The sequence below is a fragment of the Algiphilus sp. genome, from assembly GCF_023145115.1.
In the GTDB taxonomy this organism is placed as follows: Bacteria; Pseudomonadota; Gammaproteobacteria; order Nevskiales; family Nevskiaceae; genus Algiphilus.
The window spans coordinates 41,490-63,446 of sequence record NZ_JAGLEJ010000017.1 but is presented as its reverse complement, the minus strand read 5'-3'; the positions used below and the strand labels follow the sequence as shown (position 1 = coordinate 63,446).

Genomic DNA, 21,957 nt, shown 5'->3' with positions numbered 1-21,957 from the left:
ACGCCGAAGCGGCCCGAGGCCACCTGCTTGATCTTGGAGGTCTTCTCGGTGCCGTAGCGCTCCGGATCCTCACCGCCCTCGCCCGAGTTGCTGCGCCCGCCGAGCCGGTTCATCGCGACCGCCAGCGCCTCGTGCGCCTCCGGCGACAGCGCGCCCAGCGACATGCCCGCGGAGTCGAAGCGCGTGAAGATGCGGTCGATCGACTCGACCTCGTCGAGCGGCAGGGGCTGCTCGCTGAGGCGGAGCCGGAACATGTCGCGCACGGCGGCGACCGGCCGCTTGTTCACCAGCTCGGCGAACTCGCGGTACTTCTCGACATCGCTGTTCTGCACGGCCTGGTGCAGCACGCCGATGACGTCCGGGTTGTAGGCGTGGTACTCGGCGTCGTGGACGTACTTGTACTGGCCGCCCTGGTCGATGCGCTTGCGCGGATTCCAGGCACGCCAGGCGAGCGCCCCCTGGTCCTGCTCGATGTCCGAGAAGCGGGTGCCCTCGATGCGCGAGATGGAATCGGTGAAGCAGAGCTCGACCACCTCGGATGCCAGGCCGACGATCTCGAAGAGCTGGGCACCGCGATAGCTCGCGATCGTCGAGATGCCCATCTTCGACATGATCTTGTAGAGGCCCTTGTTGATGCCCTTGCGATAGGCCCGCGCCAGATCGACGTCCTCGCGGCCCTGGATTGCGCCGCGCGCACGCAGGTCGTAGAGCGTGGCGTAGGACAGATAGGGATAGACACAGGACGCGCCGTAGCCGATCAGGCACGCGAAGTGATGCGGGTCGCGCGCGGTCGCGGTCTCGACGATGAGATTGCAGTCGGTGCGCAGGCCCTCGTTGATCAGCCGGTTCTGCACCGCACCGGTGGCCAGCATGGCGTGGATGGGCAGCTTGTCGCGCGCGATGCCGCGGTCGGACAGCACCAGGATGACCTTGCCCGCGCGCACCGCGGCGACGGCGCGCTCGCACACCTTCTCGATGGCGCTCTGCAGGTCGCAGGTGGTGGGGTCGTAGTTGAGGTCGATGACCTGATGGGCGTAGTCCGGGTTGTCGCTGCCCAGCGCCATCATCTGCTTGAACTTGCCCTCGGACAGCACCGGCGAGTCGACCAGCAGGCGCGAGCAGCCCTCGGCGGTCTCGTCGAAGACGCCGCTCTCGGCGCCGAGCTGACACTCCAGCGACATCACGATCTGCTCGCGCAGCGGGTCGATGGGCGGGTTGGTGACCTGCGCGAAGACCTGGCGGAAGTAGTCGTACAGCGGCCGCTGCTGCTGCGACAGCACCGCCATCGGCGTGTCGTCTCCCATCGAGCCGATGGCCTCGGCGCCGGCCTCGGCCAGCACGCGCAGGACCTGCTCGCGCTCCTCGTAGGTGAGCTGGAAGAGCTTCTGGTAGATCGCCACCGAGTCGGTGCTGATGCGGTCGAGCAGCTCAGGGCTGTCGGTGAGACGCGACTGCAGGCGCTGCACGCTGCTCTTCAGCCAGCTCTTGTAGGGCGCGCGCTGCGCCAGCCGGGTGTCGATGTCCTGCGGCTGCAGGATCTCGCCGCTGCTGGTGTCCACCGCAATCATCTGGCCCGGGCGCAGGCGGCCCTTCTCGACGACATCCTCGGGCGCGTAGTCCCAGACGCCGACCTCGGAGGCCAGCGTGATGTGGCGGTCCCTGGTCACGACGTAGCGCGCCGGGCGCAGGCCGTTGCGGTCGAGGCAGCAGGCGGCGTAGCGGCCGTCGGTCAGCACGACGCCGGCCGGGCCGTCCCACGGCTCGAGGTTCATCGAGCTGTACTCGAAGAAGGCGCGCACGTCGGGATCGAGATGCTCGACGTTCTGCCACGCCGGCGGGATCAGCGCGCGCATGGCGGCGAAGATGTCCTTGCCGCCGGCCAGGAGCACTTCCAGCATCTGGTCGAGGGACTCCGAGTCGGAGCCGCGCATGCCCACCAGCGGGGCGATCTCGTCGATGTCGCCGAGCGCCTCGCAGGCGAACTTCTTGGCGCGCGCCACCGCCCACTTGCGGTTGCCCTGGATGGTGTTGATCTCGCCGTTGTGCGCGAGGAAGCGGAACGGCTGCGCCAGCCGCCAGCGCGGCATGGTGTTGGTCGAGAAGCGCTGATGGAAGACGCAGATCGCCGACGCCAGATCGGGGTCGGAGAGGTCGCGATAGAACGCGGCCAGGTGCTCCGGCATCACCAGCCCCTTGTAGACCAGCGCGTCGCAGGACAGGTGGGTGATGTAGAAGTCCTCGTCGCCGCTCTCCGACATCCGCTTCTCGGCGATGCGGCGGGCCTTGAACAGCCGGATCTCGAAGGTGCGCGCGTCGATATCCTCGTCGGGCACGACGAAGACCTGCTCGATGCGCGGCAGCGTGGAGAGCGCCTCCTCGCCGCACACGGAGGTATCCACCGGCACCTCGCGCCAGCCCGCGACGCGCAGCTTGTGGCGCACGCAGGCGGCTTCGATCACCTCGCGCTGCACCGCCTGGGTGCGCTCGTCGGTGGCGAGGAAGACATTGCCGGCGCTGTAGAGCGCGCCCAGCGCGATGCCGCAGGCCTCGGCCTTGGCGCGCAGGAAGGCGTCCGGCTTCTTCATGAGCAGGCCGCAGCCGTCGCCGGTCTTGCCGTCGGCGGCAATGGCGCCGCGGTGCGTCATGCGCGCCAGGGCGGTGATGGCGGTCTGCACCAGCCAGTGGCTGGCAGTGCCATCCATGTTGGCGATCAGGCCGAAGCCGCAGTTATCGTGCTCGAAGCTCGAGCGATAGAGGCCGTGGTCGGGGGTCTGCATCGGCATAAGCAATCCATGTAGAGACGCATGGAGGCGGCAGCGGCGACACTCCCCCTTGACGCGCCACCAGGTGGATGGGCGCCCTTGTCGGGGTCAGACGTCGGAATTCGCTGCAGCGCGACCGGCGACTATCGAGCAGAGGCCCCGTCCTGTCAAGACTTGACCGCCTTCCCTGCCGCCTGTTCGCGCAGCCTGCTGGCGGCCGCGCGGCGCGATTATCGCCGATTTTCAGTCGACCTGTCGCGGATTGAACAGGCCGCCATGGACATGGAGGGCATAGCGGTCGGTCATGCCGGCGATATAGTCGGCCACGGCGCGCGCCACGCCGGCCTCGCCGTGGCGCTCGCGCCCGGCCGCGGCAAGCGCCTGATGCTCCGGCGGCAGCAGCATGGGATCGGCGACCAGCGCCTCGAAGATCTCGCGGATCACGCGCTGGGCCTTGCGGTTCATGCGGTACACGCGGTGGTGCCGGTAGACCCGCTTGTGCAGGAACTGCTTGAGCGCGGTGGCCTGCTCGCGCATGGCGTCGGAGAAGGCCACCATGGGGCGCGGCTGGGCGCGCACCGCGTCGGCGTCGGCGGGGGCGGCCTCGGCGAGCCGCGCCTCGGTGGCCGCGCGCAGATCGTCGACCAGCAGCGTGATCAGGCGCCGGATCACCTCGTGGCGGCGCTGGCGGGCGGTCGCCGCCGGGTGGTCGCGACGCACCGCGGCCAGCGGACCGGCCACCAGCGGCAGCGCTTCGAGCTCGTCGAGCGTGATCAGGCCGGCGCGGATGCCGTCGTCGATGTCGTGGTTGTTGTAGGCGATCTCGTCGGCGAGATTGGCGAGCTGCGCTTCCATGCCGGGCTGCGTGCCGTCGAGAAAGCGCGCGCCGACGTCGCCGAGCCCGCGGGCACGCGCCGGGGAGCAGTGCTTGAGAATGCCCTCGCGGGTCTCGAAGGTGAGGTTGAGGCCGCGGAAATCGGCGTACTTGTCCTCGAGCTCGTCGACCACGCGCAGCGACTGGAGGTTGTGCTCGAAGCCGCCGAGATCGCGCATGCAGGTGTTGAGCGCATCCTGCCCGGCGTGACCGAAGGGGGTGTGGCCGAGATCGTGGGCCAGGCAGATGGCCTCGACGAGATCCTCGTCGAGCCCCAGCGAGCGCGCCAGCGAGCGCGCGATCTGCGCCACTTCCAGCGAGTGCGTCAGGCGGGTGCGGAACCAGTCGCCCTCGTGGTTGAGGAAGACCTGGGTCTTGTATTCCAGCCGCCGGAAGGCGCCGCTGTGCACGATGCGGTCGCGGTCGCGCTGATACTCGCTGCGCCCGGACGGCGCGGGCTCGTCGCAGCGACGACCGCGGCTGCGTTCCGGATCCGCGGCCCAGCGGGCGCGCTGCATCAGACCGTACCGGCGCTGCAGTGGCGTTCGAGCAGGGCCTCGAGCTTGTCGGACGGCACGTCGGCGGTGACCAGCGCCTCGCCGAGGCGCCGCAGCAGCACGAAGCGGAGCTTGCCGGCGGCCACCTTCTTGTCGTGCGCCATGTGCCGCATGAAATCGGCCGGCGTCATGCCCTCGGGCACGGTCGAGGGCAGCCCGGCCGACGCGATCACGGCGCGCACGCGCTCGGCATCGGCCGGCGCCAGCCAGCCCAGCAGGCGCGAGAGATCGGCCGCCAGGTGCAGACCGATGGCCACCGCCTCGCCGTGCAGGTATTGCGCGTAGCCGGTGTGGGTCTCGATGGCGTGCCCGAAGGTGTGGCCCAGATTGAGCAGCGCGCGGCGTCCGCCCTCGCGCTCGTCGGCAGCGACGATCTGCGCCTTCATCGAGCAGCAGCGCTCGACGGCGTCCATGACGCGCTGCGGCTCGAGGGCGAGCAGTCGCGGCATGTTGTCCTCGAGCCAGGCGAAGAAGTCGGCGTCGCCGAGCATGCCGTACTTGATGACCTCGGCGATGCCGGCGCGCAGCTCGCGCGCGGGCAGGGTGCCGAGCGTCTCGCTGTCGGCCAGCACCAGGCGCGGCTGATGGAACGCGCCGATGAGGTTCTTGCCGAGAGCGTGGTTGACGCCGGTCTTGCCGCCGACGCTGGAGTCGACCTGTGCCAGCAGCGTGGTGGGCACCTGCACGAAGTCGATGCCGCGCTGATAGATCGCCGCCACGAAACCGGCGAGGTCGCCGATCACGCCGCCACCCAGCGCCACCAGCACACCGTCGCGGGGCATGCGGGTCTCCAGCAGCCAGTCGAGACAGGACTCGACCTCGGTCATGCACTTGGTGGCCTCGCCGGCGGGCACGATGCGGACCTGCTCCGGCGCGATGTCGAGCTGCTGCACCACGGACTTGAGCCAGTGCCCCGCGACGCGGTCATCCGTGAGCATGCGCAGCGGTCGATCGCGCAGCTCGCGCCACGCACCGGCATCGGCGAGCAGACCGCTGCCGATCCGGATCGGATAGCTGCGCGCCCCCAGCTCGACCTGGAGCTGACGCGGGGGAACGCGACGCACGGGGGCATTCACGACGATGACTCCTGACGCAGACTGCGGAAGATTTCCTGGGCGAGCGCGCGCGTGTTGCGCCCGTCGGTGTGCACGACCCGGTGGGCCACCTCGCGATAGAGCGGGTCACGCTGCTCCAGAAGGTCGGCGAGGATGGCGCGTCGATCGCCGGAGCGCAATAGCGGCCGGTGCTGACTGCGTGCGGTGCGTCGCAGCTGCTGGTCGACCGTGGCATGCAGGTAGATGACGTGTCCGGCCGCGTGCAGGCGCTCCCGCGTGTCGGGGTCCAGCACCGCACCACCACCGGTGGCCACTACCACGCCGTCGCGACCGGCGAGCTCGGCGAGGACATCGTGCTCGCGGCGCCGGAAGCCGGCCTCGCCCTCCTTCTCGAAGATGAAGGGGATGTCGACGCCGGTGCGGCGCTCGATCTCGTGATCGCTGTCGATGAATTCCATGCGCGCCAGCGCGGCGAGCCGGCGACCCAGCGTGGTCTTGCCCGCACCCATCGGACCGACCAGGAAGATGCGACTGCCGAGCGGCGCCCGCTCGGCGCGTTCGAGGCGCGGCTTGCGGCGCTGCAGCAGCCGGAAGGGCGGACGGATGGTCACGGTAACGAAGCGGCGGGCCGCGTGAGCGAACAACGGCCACGCAGTATATCGGCCGCGGGCGGGGCGGTCCGGCCGCCCGGGCACCGGGCGGCCGACGGAGGCGCTACTTGCCCCCGATATCGAGGCCTTCGGACAGGATCTTGGGCGTGACGAAGACCAGCAGCTCCCGCTGGCTGGACTGGTCCGAATCGCGCCGGAACAGCCGGCCCAGCAGGGGAATGTCGCCGAGCAGCGGCACCTTGGTGGCGTTCTCCACCTTCTCGGACTCGTAGGCACCGCCCAGCACCAGCGTCTCGCCGGTCTTGACCAGCACGCGGGTGGACACCTCGCGTGTGGCGATCGCCGGATTGCCGTCGGCGTTGACCTGGGTGAAGTCGGGCTCGTTGCGCGTCACCAGCAGGTTCAGGAAGACGCCGTTGTCGGGCGTGATCTCGGGTGTCACGCGCAGCTCCAGCAGCGCGTCGACGAACTCGGTGGTGGTCGACTCGGCGTCGCTCTGGCTGCGCGTGGTGATGGGCACCTGCAGACCCTGCTTGATGGTGGCCTCGCTGCGGTCGGCGGTGACCACGCGCGGGGTCGAGATCAGCTCGCCGCGACCCTCGGTCTGCATCGCCGACAGCTCGAGGTCGACCAGGAAGTCGCTGCCCAGCACCGCGAGGCCGAACTGCCCGGCCGGATTCGCCACCGGCAGCCGCACGCCGAGCCGATCGCTGACCGCCGGGATGCCGCCGCGAATCACGGTGTCGGCGCTCGCCGAGGAACCGCTGAAGCCGATGGTGTTGTCGCCGCTGCTGCCGATGCCGGTGAAGCCGGCCTGCACGCCGATGTCCTTCTGGAAGTCGTCGTTGACGATGGCGATGCGCGACTCGATGAGCACCTGGCGTACCGGCACGTCGAGGCGCTGCACCAGCTGGCGGATGGCGGAGAGGTTGTCGCGCGCCTCCTGCACGATGAGCGTGTTGGTGCGCTCGTCGACGGTGATCTTGCCGCGATCGCTGAGCAGCTCGGACTCGGTGACCTGGCGCTGACCGTTGGCGGAGCCGCCCTCACGGCGCTGCGAGGCCTCGCGGATGATGCCGGCGAGGTCGGCGGCGCGCGAGTAGTTGACCTGGATGACCTCGGTGCGCAGCGGCGCCAGCTCCTCCTGGGCCTGGCGCGCGGCGCGCTCCTGGGCGGCGCGCTCGGCGATCTCGTTGTTGGGCGCGATCAGCATGACGTTGCCCTGCTGTTCCATGCCGAGACCGCGCTGTCGCAGCACGATATCCAGGGCCTGATCCCACGGCACGTTGTCGAGCCGCAGCGTCATGCTGCCGCCGACGGTGTCGGAGACCACCAGATTGACCTCGGCGATGTCGGCGATGATCTGGAGCAGCGAGCGCACCTCGACATCCTGGAAGGACAGCGACACGCGCTCGCCGGTGTAATCCGGATCCTCCTCCTCGCGCTGGCGCGCGGCCTCGGGCGTCAGCGGCTTGAGTTCGATGGTGTAGCGGCGGCCGGCCTGGTAGGCGATCTGCTCGAACTGGGCGTCGGCCACCGGGGTGACCACCAGCTCGCTGCCGGCGCCGTCGCGGCGCAGGTCGACGAACTTCACCGGGGTCGCGAAGTCCAGCACGTCCAGTCGCTCGTACAGCGTCGGGTTGGCGCGCGCGTCGGGGAAGCGGGCGATGATGCGGCCGCCGGTCTCCTGGGTGTTGACCACGGTGTCGGCATCGGCGAGATCGATGATGACGCGGCCGGCGCCACCCTCGCCGCGGCGGAAGTCGAGGCCGCGGATGGCCGCGCCCGGGCGTGAGCCGGTATCCGGCATCGCGCCGGCCTGCGCGGATGCGGCCTGGGTTCCGGGCGCGGGTGCGCGCTGCTCGGCGTTGACCAGGATGACGAGCTCCCGGCCGTCGCGGCGCACCTCGTAGGGCAGCGGTTCGGTGAGCTCGAGCACCGCGCGCGTGCGGCCCTGCGCCTCGGCCAGCGCCAGCGAGCGCGTGGCGCCGATGTTGATGCGGTGCACGCGTCCGACGCCGGCGCCCAGACGGGTGGCGGGAAGATCGACCGACAGCCGCGCCGGATCCTCGACGAAGAAGGTGCTGGGTTCGGGCACGTCGCCGTCCAGCCGCACGCTGACGCGCACGCTGTTGGTGCCGAGCGCCACGTGCTCCACCGACTGGATGCTGCGCGCGTCCTGCGCGACTGCCTGCCCGGCCAGCAGCGCCATCAGCAGGCAGCCCGCGGCCCGGCGCAGCAGCCGCATGATGATTGGTCCGGACATGGGAACGGTCTCCTGCATGAATCTACTCGGCGAGCGGAATGGAGGCCGGCCGCTCGCTCCAGCCGCCGAAGCCATCGGGAACGATCTCCACGAGCCGCACCTCGGTGGGCGTGATCGCGGTGATGCGTCCGTAGTTCTGTCCCGCATGCGTGCCCGCGGGTACGCGGTGCACGACATTCTCGGGATCCTCGATCAGAGCGTAGCGCGTTCCGCGCACCTGAACGGTGCCGACCATGCGCAGCGCGTCGAGCGGAAAGGCCTCGAGCGGTTCGCGCGGCCGGTTCTGGTCCGGGCGCAGCGCGTTGTCGGGCTGCTCGCGCTCCGGCCGCAGCGGCGCGAAGGGGTTGCGGCGGTCGCGCTCGCGATAGGTGAAGGTCTCGTACTGCTTCGGCTCGGGCAGCTTCTCGAGCGGCTGGCCGGGCCGCGCGTTGATGCGCTCGATGTAGGCGCGCAGATCGTCCTTGCCGTCGCTGCACGCGGACAGCAGCAGCGACGCGGCGAGCGCGGATGCCAGCAGACCGGGCCCGCGCATCACCGGCGCCCCCGTCGGTTGCTGTTGTTGCGCGACGCGATCTCGTCGTCGTCGAGATAGCGATAGGTCTTGGCGGTGGCCGACATGCGCAGCCGGGCCCCTTCGTCGCCGCCACCGTCGGCGCGCGATATCTCGACCTGCTCGATGGTGACGATGCGCGACAGTGCGGCGATGTCGGAGACAAAGCGCGCCATGTCGTGGAAACCACCCACCACCACGATGCGGTTGGGCAGCTCGGCGTAGAAGTCGTGCACGATCTCGCCCTTGGGCTCGAAGATCTCCTCGTCGAGATTGTTCGCGCTGCGCGTCTGGGAGATGTCGTTGAGCAGATTGGCGACCTCGGCACGACCGGGCAGCTGCCGCAGCATCTCGCCGAAGTCCCGCTTCATCTGTTCGAGACGCTCGCGATAGGCTTCCAGCGACGCCGCGCGCCGCTGCTTGGTCTCGAACTCGCCGCGCAGATCCTGCTCGGTCCGGGTCGCGTTCTCGGCCTGGGCGTAGCGGTCCTTGACGAAGAACCAGTAGCCCCCGCCGACCAGCGCGACGGCGAGCAGCACCGCAGCGAAACCGCGCACCCAGTCGGGCCATGCCCCGGGGTTCTGCAGGTCGAGGCCCTGCAGCTCGTCGAAATGGCGGCGCAGGTCAATCGCCATCGGCGGCCTCCGCGTCGTCGTTCTGCGGCTCGGTGAGCGCCTTGACGCGCAGCGTGAAGTCGGACTGGCGCACGCGATCGCGCTCGGCGCTGCGGATGACGATGAGCCGCGGGTTGTCGAACCACTCCGAGGACTCGAGATTCTTCATGTAGCTGGAGACGCGCGCATTCGACTCGGCGACGCCGTCGATGGTCACTTCGGTGCCGTTCTGCACCAGCCGGTTGATGTGCAGACCGTCGGGCAGGGTCGCGACGAGCTGGTCGAAGAAGTGCACCGTCGCCGAGCGCGACGCCTGCAGCGAGTCGATCACCTGCATGCGCGCCATGAGGTTGGCCTGCACCGCCTCGAGCTCGGATATCTCCTTGATCTCGCCGTCGAGGCGCTTGATCTCGGTGCGCAGCATGTCGTTGCGCGACTCCTGCTCGGACAGCACCGAGCCGGCGTGCATCCACCACAGCAACGCGATCGCGAAACCGACGAGCGCGGCCGCGACCATCTGCTTCTTGAAGTCCTCGAGGCGCCGCTCGCGGCGGGCGACGCGCCAGTCGAGGAGATTGATGTGGGTGGCCATGGCTAGCGCGCCCTGTCGAAGGTCCGGGAAGCCAGCCCGAGCGCCAGCAGCAGCGCCGCCTCGTTGCGCTCGAGATTCGCCGAGCGCGCGCCGCGCGCCACGCGCAGGTTGGACAGCGGTCGCGCGCGTTCGGCCGCGATCTGGAGCCGCCCGCCGATGTGCTCGACGATGCCGTCGAGATAGGCCGACCCGCCGGCGATCAGCAGCTGATCGATCTGCTGGCTGACACGGGCGGAGGCAAAGAACATCTGGAAGCTGCGATCGATCTGCTGCGCGATCTCGTCGAAGAAGGGCAGCAGGATGGTGTCGCGATAATCGTCCGGGAGATCGTTCTCCTTCTTCTTCTGCGCGGCCTCGCCCGGCTCCATGCCGTAGGCACGCGCGATCTCCTCGGTGAGCACGCGCCCGCCGATGGTGTGCTCGCGCGAGAACACGCTGTCGCCGTCATGCAGCACGTTGACGTGGGTGGTGCTGTTGCCGATGTCGACCACCGCGACGGTGTGCGCGTCGGCCGCCATCTGGCGGCGCAGATAGTCGCAGGCGTTCTCCAGGGCGAAGGGCTCGGCGTCGATGACGGCGGGCTCGATGCCGGCAAGCTCGAGCACCTGGGTCAGCGCCTCGACGTGCTCGCGGCGGCACGCGGCCAGCAACACGTCGACGGCGTCGGGGTCCGTGGCCGACGACCCGATGACTTCGAAGTCGAGACTGACCTCGCTGATCGGATAGGGAATGTACTGATCGGCCTCGACCTGGATCTGCTCCTCCATGTCCGACTCGCTCAGCGTGGCGGGCATGGGGATGACCTTGGAGATGACCGAGGCACCCGGCACTGCCAGCGCGGCGCGCTGGGTGCGCGTGCCGGCGCGCTGCAGCGTCCGGCGCAGGGCGTTGGCGAGGATGTCGGCATCGTTGACCTGCCGGTCGACGATGGCGCCCTCGGGAAGCGGCTCGACGGCGAAGGCGACCACCTCCGGGTTCTCGTCGCTGCCGGTGAGTTCCACGAGCTTGATCGCGGAACCACTGATGTCCACGCCCACCAGCGGCCGGCTCTTGCGCTGAAACAGCGTCGACATCAATCCCATGAAAGCCCCGAATTACTGGCGACTGCGTGGCATCCTCCCCCGACCACGTCAGCCCTGGTCCGCTAATATAACGCGGTGTTCCTCGGATGCAACAATAGATGTTGCGTCCAAGCCTCTGAAATATAAGCGCGATAACTGCCCCTGCAACCGCGCCGCCCCCCGCCCGGAACCGCGCCCCGCCCTTGCCGCCTGCATGTCTCTCTCCGCTCGCATAGCCCTTCGCCTCGGGATCGTGGTGCTTGTGCTCGCCGGCCTGGGCGCGACCCTCGCCGCCGGCGGCTTCTTCATCGCGCGGCACATCTACGAAGCCGAGCTCCCGCCGGTGGAGGCGGTGCGCGAGCTGCCGCTGCAGGTGCCGCTCCGCATCCTGACCCGGGACGGCAAGCTCATAGGCGAGTTCGGCGCCGAGCGGCGCGATCCGCTGGATTATGCGGAGCTGCCGGAAACGCTGGTCCAGGCCTTCATCGCCGCCGAGGACGCGCGCTTCTTCGCGCATCCCGGCGTCGACTGGCGCGGTCTGCTGCGCGCGGCCGTCAATCTGGTGCGCACCGGCGAGCGCAGCCAGGGTGGCAGCACCATCACCATGCAGCTGGCGCGCAACTACTTCCTGACGCGCGAGCGCACCTACGATCGCAAGATCCGCGAGATCTTCCTGGCGCTGCGCATGGAGGAAGTGCTCTCCAAGCAGCAGATCATGGAGAGCTACCTCAACAAGATCTATCTCGGCGAGCGCGCCTACGGCGTGGGCGCCGCCGCGCGCGTCTACTTCGACGTGCCGGTGGACGAGCTGAGCGTGTCGCAGATGGCGGTGCTGGCGGGGCTGCCCAAGGCGCCCTCGCGCGACAATCCGGTCAACGATCCCGAGCGCGCGCTCGAACGCCGGAACTACGTTCTCGATCGCATGCGCGCCCTCGACTTCATCACGCCGGAGCAGTACGAGACGGCACGCGCCGCCCCCGTCGTCGTGACGCCGGAGAAGGTCGCGGTCGACATCGACGCGCACTACGTCGCCGAGATGGTGCGCCAGGAGATGGTCGCCCGCCACGGCGATGCGGTCTACACCGACGGCTATACCGTGACCACCACCATCGACAGCCGCCAGCAGCGCGCCGCCGTCGCCTCGGTGCGCGAGCATCTGCGCGCGCACAGCGCTCGGCAGGGCTACGCGAGCGATCGCCCGATGATCGATGCGGCGCTGCGCGATGCGCTCGACGAGACCCCGCTGCCCGAGGCGGTGGTCGCCGCCATCGAAACCTTCGACGACTATCCCGACCTGACGCGCGCGCTGGTGCTCGCGCACGACGCCGACGGCATGCACCTGGTCACCACCGAGCACGGCCGGGTGACGCTGGCGCCGGACGACTACGCCTGGGCCAGGCTCGGTGATCAGCGGCTGCCGCGCGGCAGCGTGGTCCACATCATCGACCGCAGCCGTGACGCCGCAGCCGAGGCCGACGGCATCGCGCTGACCGGGGATGACGCCGCGCGGAACCCGCCCGACTGGCGTCTGGCCGCCGAGCCCATCGCCCAGGCCGCGCTGGTGGCACTCGATCCGCGCAGCGGCGCCATCACTGCGCTGGTGGGCGGCTACGACTTCTTCGCCGGCCGCTTCAACCGCGCCACCCAGGCCGAGCGTCAGCCCGGGAGCGCGATCAAGCCGATCATCTATGCCGCGGCCTTCGATCAGGGGTACACGCCGGCCTCGATCATCATCGACGCACCCATCGTCATGGAGGATTACGCCCTCGAGGACAAGTGGCGGCCGCGCAACTACACCGGCCGCTTCTACGGGCCGACCCGGCTGCGCGAGGCGCTGGTGCACTCGCGCAACATCGTGTCCATCAAGCTGCTGCGCGCCATCGGCGTGGAAACCGCGCGCGACTACCTGCCGCGCTTCGGCCTGCCGCTGGAGCGCGTGCCCGACAACCTGTCGCTGGCGCTGGGCAGCCCGGTGTTCACGCCGCTCGAAATGGCGCGCGCCTTCGCGGTGTTCGCCAACGGCGGTCACCTCGTGGAGCCGTACCACATCGCCGACATCGAGCATCTCAACGCCGAACCGGACGCGCCCAGGACTCTCCCGGAGGAGATCGCGGCGATCGCGGCGGCGGCGGGTGTCGCCGCGCCCGACGAGATGGCTCCCGAGGACGCGGCGGCCAGGCGTCCGCTTCCGCTGTGCGACAACCCGGTTCCCGCGACCTTCGCCATCCGCGCCCGCGAGGAAGCCGAGGCCGAGGCCGCCGAGGCGCTGGCCGGGGCGGACTTCCCGCTCGGGGAGCCCGAGCCCGCCCCGGAGCCGGAGCCGACCCTCGAGCCCGTTCCCACCGACGCCATCGCGCAGTGCATCCCGCGAACGGTGAACGACCGGGTCGCGTGGGAGGCCGCCGACCTGATGCGCGACGTCGTGCGCCGCGGCACCGGAGCGCGCGCGACCGAGCTCGGCCGCAACGACCTCGCCGGCAAGACCGGCACGACCAACGACGAGGCCGACGCCTGGTTCGTCGGCTTCCAGCGCGAGCTCGCGGCAGCGGTATGGGTCGGCCATGACCAGCCGCGCCGACTGGGCCGCGGCGAGGGCGGCGCACGCGCCGCGCTGCCCATCTGGATCGACTTCATGCGCGTGGCGCTCGACGGTCGCGAGCAGGCCATCCCGCCGCGGCCGGAAGGCATGGTCGACGTGCGCATCGACCCCGACAGCGGGCTGCTGGCGCATCCGGAGGCGACCTCGGTGGTGTTCGAGACGCTGCCCGAGGAGCTGGTCCCCGAAATGACCAGCGAGCAGAACGGCGGGGAGGGTGGATCGGCGCTCGACGCGCTCTACTGACCGGCAGCCGGACACCGCATCGCGGCGCGTTGACGGTCCCGCCAGCGCTCTTTAACGTACATCGGCATCCGGAGGGTGGAAACGATGGGCAAGCGATCGGCGAGCCTCGCGGGGCACGATCTGGTGCGGGAAGCGGCGCGCATCATCTGCGAAGAGCGTCTGACGGACTATCGGCTGGCGAAGCAGAAGGCTTCGCGCCGGCTCGGCCTCAGCCTCCACACGGCGATGCCGGCCAACGCCGACATCCAGGCCGCGGTACTGGAGTACCAGCAGCTCTTCGGCGGCGACGCCTACGATCGTCACCTGCGCAAGCTGCGTCGCACCGCGCTGGAAGCCATGGACCTGCTCGCCGACTTCAGTCCCCGCATGGTGGGCGCCGCCGCCACCGGCGCGGCGCACGACGGGCACCGGCTGCAGCTGCACTGCTTCACCGACTCCGCCGAGTCGCTGGACATGTTCTTCCTGGAGCGCGGCATCGAGTTCCGCACCGGGGAACGGCGCTACCGATTCGCCGACGGTCGCACGCGCGACATTCCCATGCTCAGCTTCCAGGCCGGCGATGTCGGCGTCGACATCGCCATCTTCGCCGAGCTCGGCCGCCGGCAGGTGCCGCTGTCACCGACCGACGGCCAGCCCATGAAGCGCATCGACCGCGAGCGCGTGGCGGCGCTGCTCGACCGAGACGAGCCCGGCGACGCCAGCCCGCGCGACGTCGCGTAGCGGGCTCGGTGAGCCGTTGCTGCGCGAGGTCATTGCCGGGTAAAGCGACGGAACCACAGATTGCACGGATTCCGGGGATTGTTCACTGGTGGCCCTGACAAAGTCAGCGCACACCCGAACCAAAGGAATCTGTGTGAATCCGTGCAATCTGTGGTTCAACCGCCCTTCTGAATCTGCGCCCATCTGCGCAATCTGCGGTTCGCCGCTTCTCCGGACCACCGAGACATGCCGTCCCGGCTAGGACCGGCGCAGCGTGATCTGCATGAGGTCGATGGAGCCGGTGAGGAAGCCGCACTCGCAGTAGGCGAGGTAGTAGCGCCACATGCGCAGGAAGCGCTCGTCGAAGGTGGCGGTGATGCTGTCGCGCCGCGCCAGCACGTTGCGGTGCCACACCGCCAGCGTCCGCGCGTAGTCGTGGCCGTAGAAGCGCGCGTCCTCCGGGGTCATGCCGGCCTCGGCCGCCAGCGACTCGAAGTGCGCCGGCGCGCACAGCATGCCGCCCGGGAAGATGTACTTCTGGATGAAGTCGCGCTTGCGGCGATAGCTGTCGAAGATCGCGGCGTCGATGGTGATGCCCTGGATGGCGGCAAGCCCGCCCGGGCGCAGCGCGTCGTGAATGGCGCGCATGTAGCCGCGCCAGTGACGCTCGCCGACGGCCTCGTACATCTCGATGCTGGCGATGCGATCGTAGCGGCCGGCGTGATCCCGGTAGTCCTGCAGATGGAACCGGACACGGTCCGCCACGCCGGCCGCCTCGGCACGGGCGCGCGATTCGGCCAGCTGCTCGCTGGACAGCGTCAGGCCGGTGACGCGGCATCCGTACTGCTGCGCGCACCAGATCGCGAAACCGCCCCAGCCCGAGCCGATCTCCAGCATGTGGTGCCCGGGCTGCAGATCGAGACGCTCGGCCAGCAGCCGGAACTTGTTGATCTGGGCGTCGCGCAGGGTCTGGTTCTCGTCCGCGAAGACCGCGCTCGAATAGGCCATGGTGCCGTCGAGCCACTGCTTGTAGAAGGCGTTGCCCAGGTCGTAGTGGTGGGCGATGTTGTCGCGCGCCCGTGCCTTGCTCAACCGCAGGCGATGCTGGACGAAGCCCAGCGCCCGCCCGAGCGCGTTCTTCTCGTAGGGGCCGCGGTAGTGGCCCTGGTTCCGGTAGAGCACGCAGAGCAGCGCCGTGAGATCGGGCGAATCCCAGCAGCCCGCCATGTAGGCCTCGCCGAAGCCGACCTCGCCGCCGCGCAGCACGTGCCGGATGATCTCGGCGCGGTGCACGTGCAGCACGCCGTGCGGCCCCGGCTCGGCACCCTCGAAGCGGCGCACGCTGCCGTCGGGCAGGCGCAGATCGAGGCTGCCCACGCGCAGGCCGCGCAGCATGTACACCAGCAGACGCAGGCCGGCACCCAGCTTGGGTGCCTTGCCCGATCCCTCGTGCATGGGCTCAGTCAGGATGCGCATGAGCGGCTCCTGTCCGGGCGATTCTCGACGGGGTTCGTATCGGGCCATCAACTGGTCTCCTGTACCGGTGGCTCGGGTTTGCGATGAAAGGCGGCGCCGCGCAGCCAGATCTTCAGCGCCTGCCAGTGAATGGCGGCGACCACCTTGAGGGTCATCAGCGGCATGGCGACCACGGTCATCAGCACGCGGCGACTGTCGAAGGCGCGACGCTCACCGGCGAGCACGGCGTCCATCAGCGGGCCGTCGTCATTGCGCGCCGCGATGGCGACGCGCAGGCGCTCGCCCGGTTCCCGCAGGCGGAAGCGGTAGCCGCCCTCCAGGGCCATGAAGGGCGAGACGTGGAAACGCTTGCGCGCCCCCAGCGGCTGCTCCCATTCCAGGGCGTCGCCGCCGGCCTCGAGCACATAGCAGTGCCGCTCGCCGAAGGTGTTGCGCACCTCGGCGATCACGGCCCGCAGCGCGCCACCGGCGTCCTCGCAGTAGAACAGGCTGATCGGATTGAACACGTGACCCAGCACCCGCGGCATGCAGAGCACGCGCACGCGCCCGCCGCCGAGCCGGATGCCGCGCGCGGCCAGCGTGCGGTCCACCCACGCGCGCAGCCCGCCCGGTGCGACACCGTGATCGCGGTCGTGAAAGCTCAGCACGTTGAAGCGGTTGTACGAGAACAGGCGATGCCGCCGCGCCGTCTCCGCCAGCCGATCGATGTCCACCAGCAGGTAGAACACGCGGTAGACGAAGCGATAGAGCGGCGCCACGCGACGCCGGTGCATGACGCGGGCCCGGTACAGCACCGCGTCCTCACGCGAACCGGTGCGCCCGGGCGTCATGCCGCCTCGGCCCAGTCCGGACGACAGGCCGCATCGATACCGGCAGCCGCCGCCAGCCCGGACTTCAGGCCGTCCTCGTGGAAACCGTAGCCGGTCCACGCGCCCGCCCACCAGATGCCGTTCGCACCCTGAATCTCGCCGAGCCGGCTCTGCGCCGCGATGGTCTCGGGGGTGTACTGCGGATGCGCGTACTCGGTCTCGTACAGGACGCGGTCGCGCGCCGGCTCGCGCGGCGGGTTCAGCGTCAGGATGAACGGATCGGGCGTATCGAGATTCTGCAGCCGATTCATCCAGTAGCTGACGCCGATGGGCACATCGCTCGGCGCATCGCCGTCGAGCAGCGCGTTCCAGCTCGACCATGCACGCCGGCGCCGCGGCATCAGGGAGGTATCGCTGTGGAGCACCGCCCGGTTGCGGGCGAAGGGCACGGCTCCCACGATCGCGCGCTCGGCCGGCGAGGCATCGCCGAGCATGGCCAGCGCCTCGTCCGAGTGCGCAGCACACACGACCGCATCGAAGACCGCTTCGTCGTGCTCGGTCTGCACGCGAACCCCCTGACCCCCGCGCGAGAGCGCGCGCACCGCGGTGCCGGTGAGGAACCGCGCGCGGCAGCGCTCGCGCAACCGTTGAACATAGTACTGCGAGCCGCCCGACACGGTCATCCACTGTGGGCGTTCGCGTACGTTAAGCAGTCCGTGGCTCTCGAAGAAGCGCGCGAAGGCCGGAAACGGGAACGCCATCACACCACGAGTCGACGTGCTCCAGATCGGACCGGCCATGGCCGCGATGTAGCGCACGCGCAGTGTCTGCGGATAGCGGTGGCGATCGAGGAATTCGCCGAGGGTGATGTCGGGCAGGGCGTCCTCGGCCAGCAGGCGCTTGACGTGGCGGTTGAAGCGCAGCACCGCGGTCAGCATGCCGAGATGGGCGGGCGACAGCGCCAGCCGCGGCTGTGCGAAGACCTTGAGCACGTTGTGGTCGCCGGCCCATTCGATGCGACCGTGGTCCACCGATACGCCCAGCGACATATCGCTGGGCAGCAGCGGCACGCCAAGTTCGGCCATGAGGCCGAAGAAGCCCGGGTAGTTGACCGGATTGCAGACGATGAAGCCGGTGTCGATGGCACGCGGGCCGAGCGCGGTCTCGACGGTCACGGTATTGCTGTGCCCGCCCAGGCGGTCCTGTGCCTCGAAGACGGTCACATCATGGTGACCGCCCAGGCAGTAGGCCGCGGTGAGGCCGGAGATCCCCGAGCCGACGACAGCAATGCGCATGGCAACCCTTGTGGAAGTACGCAGCTAATTACGTGCTGCGGATGGTTTGGATGCACCGAGCAGGGGCGCCAGATGCGGCCACACGGTGTCGAGGATCCGCGGCTGGGAAGCGGCCGTCGGATGGATGCCATCGTCGAGAAAGGCATCCTCGTCGTCGGCGAAGTCGGCAAGCAGGAACGGCACCAGCGGCGCCTCGTGCGCCTCCGCCACGGCAGCGAAGGTGGCGGTGAAGGCCTCGGTGTACGCCGGCCCGTAGTTGCTGGGAATGCGCATCTCGAAGAGCACGGGCGTCGCGCCGGCGTCGCGACTCATGCGCGCCATCGCCGCCAGATTCTCCCGCAGGCGCGCCGGCGGCAGGCCGCGCAGTCCGTCGTTGCCGCCCAGCTCGATGAGCACGATGGTCGGCTCGTGACTGGCGAGCAGCGCCGGAAGCCGCTCGCGGCCGCCGCGGCTGGTCTCGCCGCTGACACTGGCATTGACCACCTCGTGCGGCAGATCGCGGCTGCGTATACGCTCGCGGAGCAGGTTCACCCAGCCCGCCTCCAGCGGAATGCCGTAGGCCGCCGACAGCGAGTCGCCGAGCACCAGCACGCTCGGCGCCGCGGCAGCCTGCAGCGGCATGCCCGACACCAGAACCAGGAACAGCAACAGTCTTCGCGCGATGCATCCCATCATTGTTTCCGAGAATCTCTGCAAGAGCGTGTCGAGCGGCGCGCAGAAGCTCGACATTCTGCGCGGAGTCGATATTGCCGTGCATCCTGGCGAGACGGTGTCCATCGTCGGCGCCAGCGGGTCGGGCAAGACCACGCTGCTGGCGCTGCTCGCCGGCCTCGACTCGCCCACGAGCGGCCGCGTGGTGCTCGACGGCGCCGAGATCAGCGCCATGGACGAGGAAGCCCGGGCGGCGGCTCGCGCCAGCCGGGTCGGCTTCGTGTTCCAGTCCTTCCAGCTGCTGGGCGGCTTCACGGCCCTCGAGAACGTCATGCTGCCGGCCGAGCTCGCCGGCCTGCGCGACGCGCGCCAGCGCGCCGAGGAGGCACTGGCGCGCGTCGGCCTCGCCCGGCGCACCGGACACTACCCGCACCAGCTCTCCGGCGGTGAGCAGCAGCGCGTGGCGCTGGCACGCGCCTGGGTCACCGGTCCGGGCATCCTCTTCGCCGACGAGCCCACCGGCAGCCTCGACGGCGACACCGGCGGCCAGATCATCGAGCTGCTGTTCGCGCTCAACCGCGAGGCGGGCACGACGCTGGTGCTGGTGACGCACGACCCGCAGCTGGCGGCACGGTGCCAGCGCCGCATGACCCTCGTCGACGGCCGCATCGCCGAATGAACGCCACCGCTTCGCCGCTGCGCTACGCGCTGCGCCGCGCCCGCCACGGCTGGCGCCAGCACGGCGCCCTGCTGCTGGTGGCCGCGCTGGCGGTGGCGGTGGGCTCGGCCGGTTCGGTGGGGCTGTTCTCCGAGCGCGTGCGCGCGGCACTGGTGGCGCAGAGCGGCGAGAGCATCGGCGCCGATGCGCTGCTGCAGGCGCGCCGCCCCATTCCCGACGCGCTCGCCGGGGTCGCGCGGGACGCCGGCCTGCGCACCGCGCCCATCGTCAGCATGCCGAGCGTGGTGTTCGGTCCCTCCGAGCGTTCGGCGCTGGCTTCGCTCAAGGCCGTCGGCGACGACTACCCGCTGCGCAGCGGCCTGCGCACCGCCGGGCGCCCGTTCGGGGAGGCCGCACCGGCTGCGGCGCCTCGGCCCGGGACGGTCTACGTCGACAGCCGGCTGTGGGCCGAGCTCGGGCTGTCGCCGGGTGCCGAGGTCCAGGTCGGCGGCGCGGCGCTGCGCGTGGCGGGCGTGCTCACCTTCGAGCCCGATCGCGGCGGCGGCTTCCGCGAGCTCGCGCCGCGCCTGATGCTGCACCACGACGATCTCGAGCGCGCCGGACTCACCGGCCCGGGCGCTCGCGTCGCCTACGCGCTGCAGCTCGCCGGTCCGGCCGAAGCGCTCGACGCCGTGCGCGCGGCCGCCGACGCCGCCGGCGTGGAGATGGTGACGCCCACCGAGGCCCGGCGCGAGCTGGCCGCCGCCATGGACCGCGCCGACCGCTTCCTGGATCTCACCGTGGTCTGCGCGCTGGTGCTGGCCGCCGCCGCGGCCATGATCGCGGCCGACGGCTTCGGCCGCAGCCTGCGCGACGAGGCTGCGCTGCTGCGGGTGCTGGGTGCCTCGCGCGCCTTCGTCGGGCGCGCGCTGCTGGCGCTGATGGGGGCGCTGGGCCTCGGCGGCATCACGCTGGGGCTGGGCGTGGCCTGGGGCGGGCAGGCGGTGATCGCGGGTGCCGCCGGCGCGCTCTTCGATGCCGGACTGCCGCCGCCCGCGTCGTGGTGGCCGGCGGCGCAGGCGGCGCTGCTCGGTGCCGTGCTGCTGGTGGGCTTCGCGATGCCGTCGATCCTGGCGGTACGCGATGTCTCGCCGATGCGCGTGTTCCAGCACGCCGAGACCGCGACCCTGGCGGCACGCGGACTGCGCGGCGCGGCCTGTATCGCGCTGCTCGTCATCGTCGGCCTGCAGGCACGCAGTCTGCCCCTGACCGCCGCGGTGATCGCCGGCGCCGCGGTCGCCGTGGCGCTGCTCTATCTGATCGCGCAGGGGGCCCTGCGCCTGCTCGACGGCATGCGCCGCAGCGGCGCCGCGGGCGCGGCATGGCGGCTGGGGCTGGCCAACCTGGCGCGCCGGCGGCGGGCTTCCGCCGGACTTGCATCGGCCCTGGGCCTGGTGCTGCTCGCGCTGCTGCTGATGGCGATCGTGCGCGGCGAGATGCTGAGCCAGTGGCGGGCGAGCCTGCCGGCCGGCACCCCCAACATCTTCCTGGTCAACGTGCAACACGCGCAGCGCGATGCGCTCGCCGACTTCCTCGCCGACCGCGGCCTTGCCGACGTGCGGCTGTGGCCGATGGCGCGCGGCCGGCTGGTGGGACTGCGCGGCGAGCAGGTCAGCGTCGACGACTTCGACGATCCGGAAACGCAGCGCTGGATCAACCGCGACTTCAACCTGTCGTGGAGCGCCGCGCTGCCACCCGACAACCGGCTCACCGACGGGCAGTGGTGGCGCGACGACGCGCACGGCGAGCCGCTGCTGTCGGCCGACGACTACGCCGTGGAGCGGCTCGATGTCGCCATCGGCGACACCATGACGCTGCGCTTCGCCGGCCGCGACATCACCTTCACGGTGGCGAATCTGCGCGAGGTCCAGTGGGACAGCTTTCGACCCAACTTCTTCCTGATGACCACGCCCGGCGCGCTCGATCCCGAGCGCGTGCCGGTGAGCTGGCTGACCAGTTTCCACCTGTCCGGGGAACGCGGCGCGCTTCTGCGGGCGCTGGTGGAGCGTTTCCCGAACGTCACGCCGATAGACATCGATGCATTGCTGGAGCAGGTGCGCGCGGTCATCGACCGCATCGTGCAGGCGCTGGCCTTCCTGCTGGCCTTCGCGCTCGCCGCCGGCGTGCTGGTGCTGCTCGCCGCCATCGAGACCTCGCGCACCGAGCGCGAGCAGGAGGTGGCACTGCTGCGCGCACTGGGCGCGCGCCGGCACTTCGTGGCGCGCACGCTGCTGGTGGAGTACGGCGTGCTGGGCGCCACCGCCGGTGCGATCGCCACCGCCATCGCGCAGCTGGTGGCCTGGCAGCTGGCCGCGCGCGTGTTCGACATGCCCTTCGCCATGCCGCTGTGGCCGTGGCTGGCCGGGCCGCTGGGCGGCGGTCTGCTGGTGGGCGCGATGGGCTGGCTGGCACTGCGCGGGGTGACCATGGTGGCCCCCGACCGCGTGCTGCGCCTGCAGGGATAGCGATCCCGCTCCCGCGCGAACGGGTCGATTTCCGGGCTTGGGGCATAATTGCGCGCGCCG

At 70.3% G+C, this 21,957-nt stretch carries 17 protein-coding genes; 4 read left to right on the top strand and 13 right to left on the bottom strand.

From position 1 onward, the window contains the following. The 9 genes from gltB to pilM all read right to left on the bottom strand — a co-directional run. On the bottom strand, positions 1 to 2,777 hold a 2,777-nt coding region (gene gltB / locus KAH28_RS06705), incomplete at its 3' end, for a glutamate synthase large subunit (RefSeq protein ID WP_290575210.1). 228 nt (positions 2,778 to 3,005) lie between these two features. Continuing rightward, on the bottom strand, positions 3,006 to 4,154 hold the full coding sequence (locus KAH28_RS06700; protein WP_290575209.1) for a deoxyguanosinetriphosphate triphosphohydrolase: 1,149 nt from the start codon (positions 4,152 to 4,154) through the stop codon (positions 3,006 to 3,008). Further along, complete coding sequence (gene aroB / locus KAH28_RS06695; RefSeq protein WP_290575208.1) at positions 4,154 to 5,269, bottom strand: 3-dehydroquinate synthase; 1,116 nt, start codon at positions 5,267 to 5,269, stop codon at positions 4,154 to 4,156. Before aroB ends, KAH28_RS06700 begins: the two co-directional genes overlap by 1 nt. Continuing rightward, positions 5,266 to 5,775, bottom strand: a complete 510-nt coding sequence (gene aroK / locus KAH28_RS06690) for a shikimate kinase AroK (RefSeq protein ID WP_290575213.1) — start codon at positions 5,773 to 5,775, stop codon at positions 5,266 to 5,268. The genes aroB and aroK overlap by 4 nt, the downstream gene beginning before the upstream one ends. A 187-nt stretch (positions 5,776 to 5,962) precedes the next feature. After that, on the bottom strand, positions 5,963 to 8,125 hold the full coding sequence (gene pilQ / locus KAH28_RS06685) for a type IV pilus secretin PilQ (RefSeq protein WP_290575207.1): 2,163 nt from the start codon (positions 8,123 to 8,125) through the stop codon (positions 5,963 to 5,965). Between the two features lie 22 nt (positions 8,126 to 8,147). Further along, on the bottom strand, positions 8,148 to 8,657 hold the full coding sequence (locus KAH28_RS06680; RefSeq protein WP_290575212.1) for a pilus assembly protein PilP: 510 nt from the start codon (positions 8,655 to 8,657) through the stop codon (positions 8,148 to 8,150). Then, a complete protein-coding gene (locus KAH28_RS06675) occupies positions 8,657 to 9,310 on the bottom strand; it encodes a type 4a pilus biogenesis protein PilO (RefSeq protein WP_290575206.1) in 654 nt (217 codons plus the stop codon). The genes KAH28_RS06680 and KAH28_RS06675 overlap by 1 nt, the downstream gene beginning before the upstream one ends. Next, positions 9,300 to 9,881, bottom strand: a complete 582-nt coding sequence (locus KAH28_RS06670; RefSeq protein WP_290575205.1) for a PilN domain-containing protein — start codon at positions 9,879 to 9,881, stop codon at positions 9,300 to 9,302. The genes KAH28_RS06675 and KAH28_RS06670 overlap by 11 nt, the downstream gene beginning before the upstream one ends. A gap of 2 nt (positions 9,882 to 9,883) precedes the next feature. Next, entirely contained in the window at positions 9,884 to 10,954 is a 1,071-nt protein-coding gene (gene pilM / locus KAH28_RS06665; RefSeq protein WP_290575204.1) for a type IV pilus assembly protein PilM, read from the bottom strand. Positions 10,955 to 11,198: 244 nt separating this feature from the next. On the opposite strand from pilM, the gene KAH28_RS06660 reads away from it, so the two are divergent. Both KAH28_RS06660 and KAH28_RS06655 read left to right on the top strand, forming a co-directional pair. Next, entirely contained in the window at positions 11,199 to 13,784 is a 2,586-nt protein-coding gene (locus tag KAH28_RS06660; protein WP_290575203.1) for a transglycosylase domain-containing protein, read from the top strand. Between the two features lie 84 nt (positions 13,785 to 13,868). Continuing rightward, positions 13,869 to 14,504, top strand: a complete 636-nt coding sequence (locus KAH28_RS06655) for a hypothetical protein (RefSeq protein ID WP_290575202.1) — start codon at positions 13,869 to 13,871, stop codon at positions 14,502 to 14,504. A gap of 237 nt (positions 14,505 to 14,741) precedes the next feature. Here KAH28_RS06655 and KAH28_RS06650 read toward each other — a convergent pair whose 3' ends face one another. The 4 genes from KAH28_RS06650 to KAH28_RS06635 are packed head-to-tail and all read right to left on the bottom strand — an operon-like array spanning position 14,742 to position 18,711. After that, the gene (locus KAH28_RS06650) at positions 14,742 to 15,959 is read right to left on the bottom strand and encodes a cyclopropane-fatty-acyl-phospholipid synthase family protein (protein ID WP_290575201.1); all 1,218 of its coding nucleotides are present in this window, start codon (positions 15,957 to 15,959) and stop codon (positions 14,742 to 14,744) included. Between the two features lie 47 nt (positions 15,960 to 16,006). Continuing rightward, positions 16,007 to 16,789 carry a DUF1365 domain-containing protein gene (locus KAH28_RS06645; protein WP_290575200.1) on the bottom strand — a complete coding sequence of 261 codons (783 nt, stop codon included), beginning with the start codon at positions 16,787 to 16,789 and terminating at the stop codon, positions 16,007 to 16,009. Continuing rightward, positions 16,786 to 18,063, bottom strand: a complete 1,278-nt coding sequence (locus tag KAH28_RS06640) for an FAD-dependent oxidoreductase (protein WP_290575199.1) — start codon at positions 18,061 to 18,063, stop codon at positions 16,786 to 16,788. The genes KAH28_RS06645 and KAH28_RS06640 overlap by 4 nt, the downstream gene beginning before the upstream one ends. Before the next feature lie 24 nt (positions 18,064 to 18,087). After that, entirely contained in the window at positions 18,088 to 18,711 is a 624-nt protein-coding gene (locus KAH28_RS06635; RefSeq protein ID WP_290575198.1) for an arylesterase, read from the bottom strand. Between the two features lie 13 nt (positions 18,712 to 18,724). On the opposite strand from KAH28_RS06635, the gene KAH28_RS06630 reads away from it, so the two are divergent. Then, positions 18,725 to 19,393: an ATP-binding cassette domain-containing protein gene (locus KAH28_RS06630; protein WP_290575197.1), complete on the top strand. Its 669-nt coding sequence runs from the start codon at positions 18,725 to 18,727 to the stop codon at positions 19,391 to 19,393. Next, on the top strand, positions 19,390 to 21,897 hold the full coding sequence (locus KAH28_RS06625) for an FtsX-like permease family protein (protein ID WP_290575196.1): 2,508 nt from the start codon (positions 19,390 to 19,392) through the stop codon (positions 21,895 to 21,897). Before KAH28_RS06630 ends, KAH28_RS06625 begins: the two co-directional genes overlap by 4 nt. The last annotated feature ends 60 nt before the right edge of the window (positions 21,898 to 21,957 follow it).

Coding starts and splice junctions, on each gene's coding strand:
- KAH28_RS06700 (WP_290575209.1), bottom strand. CDS start 4,154: ATGCAGCGCGCCCGCTGGGCCGCGGATCCGGAACGCAGCCGCGGTCGT.
- pilQ (WP_290575207.1), bottom strand. CDS start 8,125: ATGTCCGGACCAATCATCATGCGGCTGCTGCGCCGGGCCGCGGGCTGC.
- KAH28_RS06680 (WP_290575212.1), bottom strand. CDS start 8,657: ATGCGCGGGCCCGGTCTGCTGGCATCCGCGCTCGCCGCGTCGCTGCTG.
- KAH28_RS06675 (WP_290575206.1), bottom strand. CDS start 9,310: ATGGCGATTGACCTGCGCCGCCATTTCGACGAGCTGCAGGGCCTCGAC.
- KAH28_RS06670 (WP_290575205.1), bottom strand. CDS start 9,881: ATGGCCACCCACATCAATCTCCTCGACTGGCGCGTCGCCCGCCGCGAG.
- pilM (WP_290575204.1), bottom strand. CDS start 10,954: ATGTCGACGCTGTTTCAGCGCAAGAGCCGGCCGCTGGTGGGCGTGGAC.
- KAH28_RS06655 (WP_290575202.1), top strand. CDS start 13,869: ATGGGCAAGCGATCGGCGAGCCTCGCGGGGCACGATCTGGTGCGGGAA.
- KAH28_RS06650 (WP_290575201.1), bottom strand. CDS start 15,959: ATGCGCATCCTGACTGAGCCCATGCACGAGGGATCGGGCAAGGCACCC.
- KAH28_RS06645 (WP_290575200.1), bottom strand. CDS start 16,789: ATGACGCCCGGGCGCACCGGTTCGCGTGAGGACGCGGTGCTGTACCGG.
- KAH28_RS06640 (WP_290575199.1), bottom strand. CDS start 18,063: ATGCGCATTGCTGTCGTCGGCTCGGGGATCTCCGGCCTCACCGCGGCC.
- KAH28_RS06630 (WP_290575197.1), top strand. CDS start 18,725: ATGCATCCCATCATTGTTTCCGAGAATCTCTGCAAGAGCGTGTCGAGC.
- KAH28_RS06625 (WP_290575196.1), top strand. CDS start 19,390: ATGAACGCCACCGCTTCGCCGCTGCGCTACGCGCTGCGCCGCGCCCGC.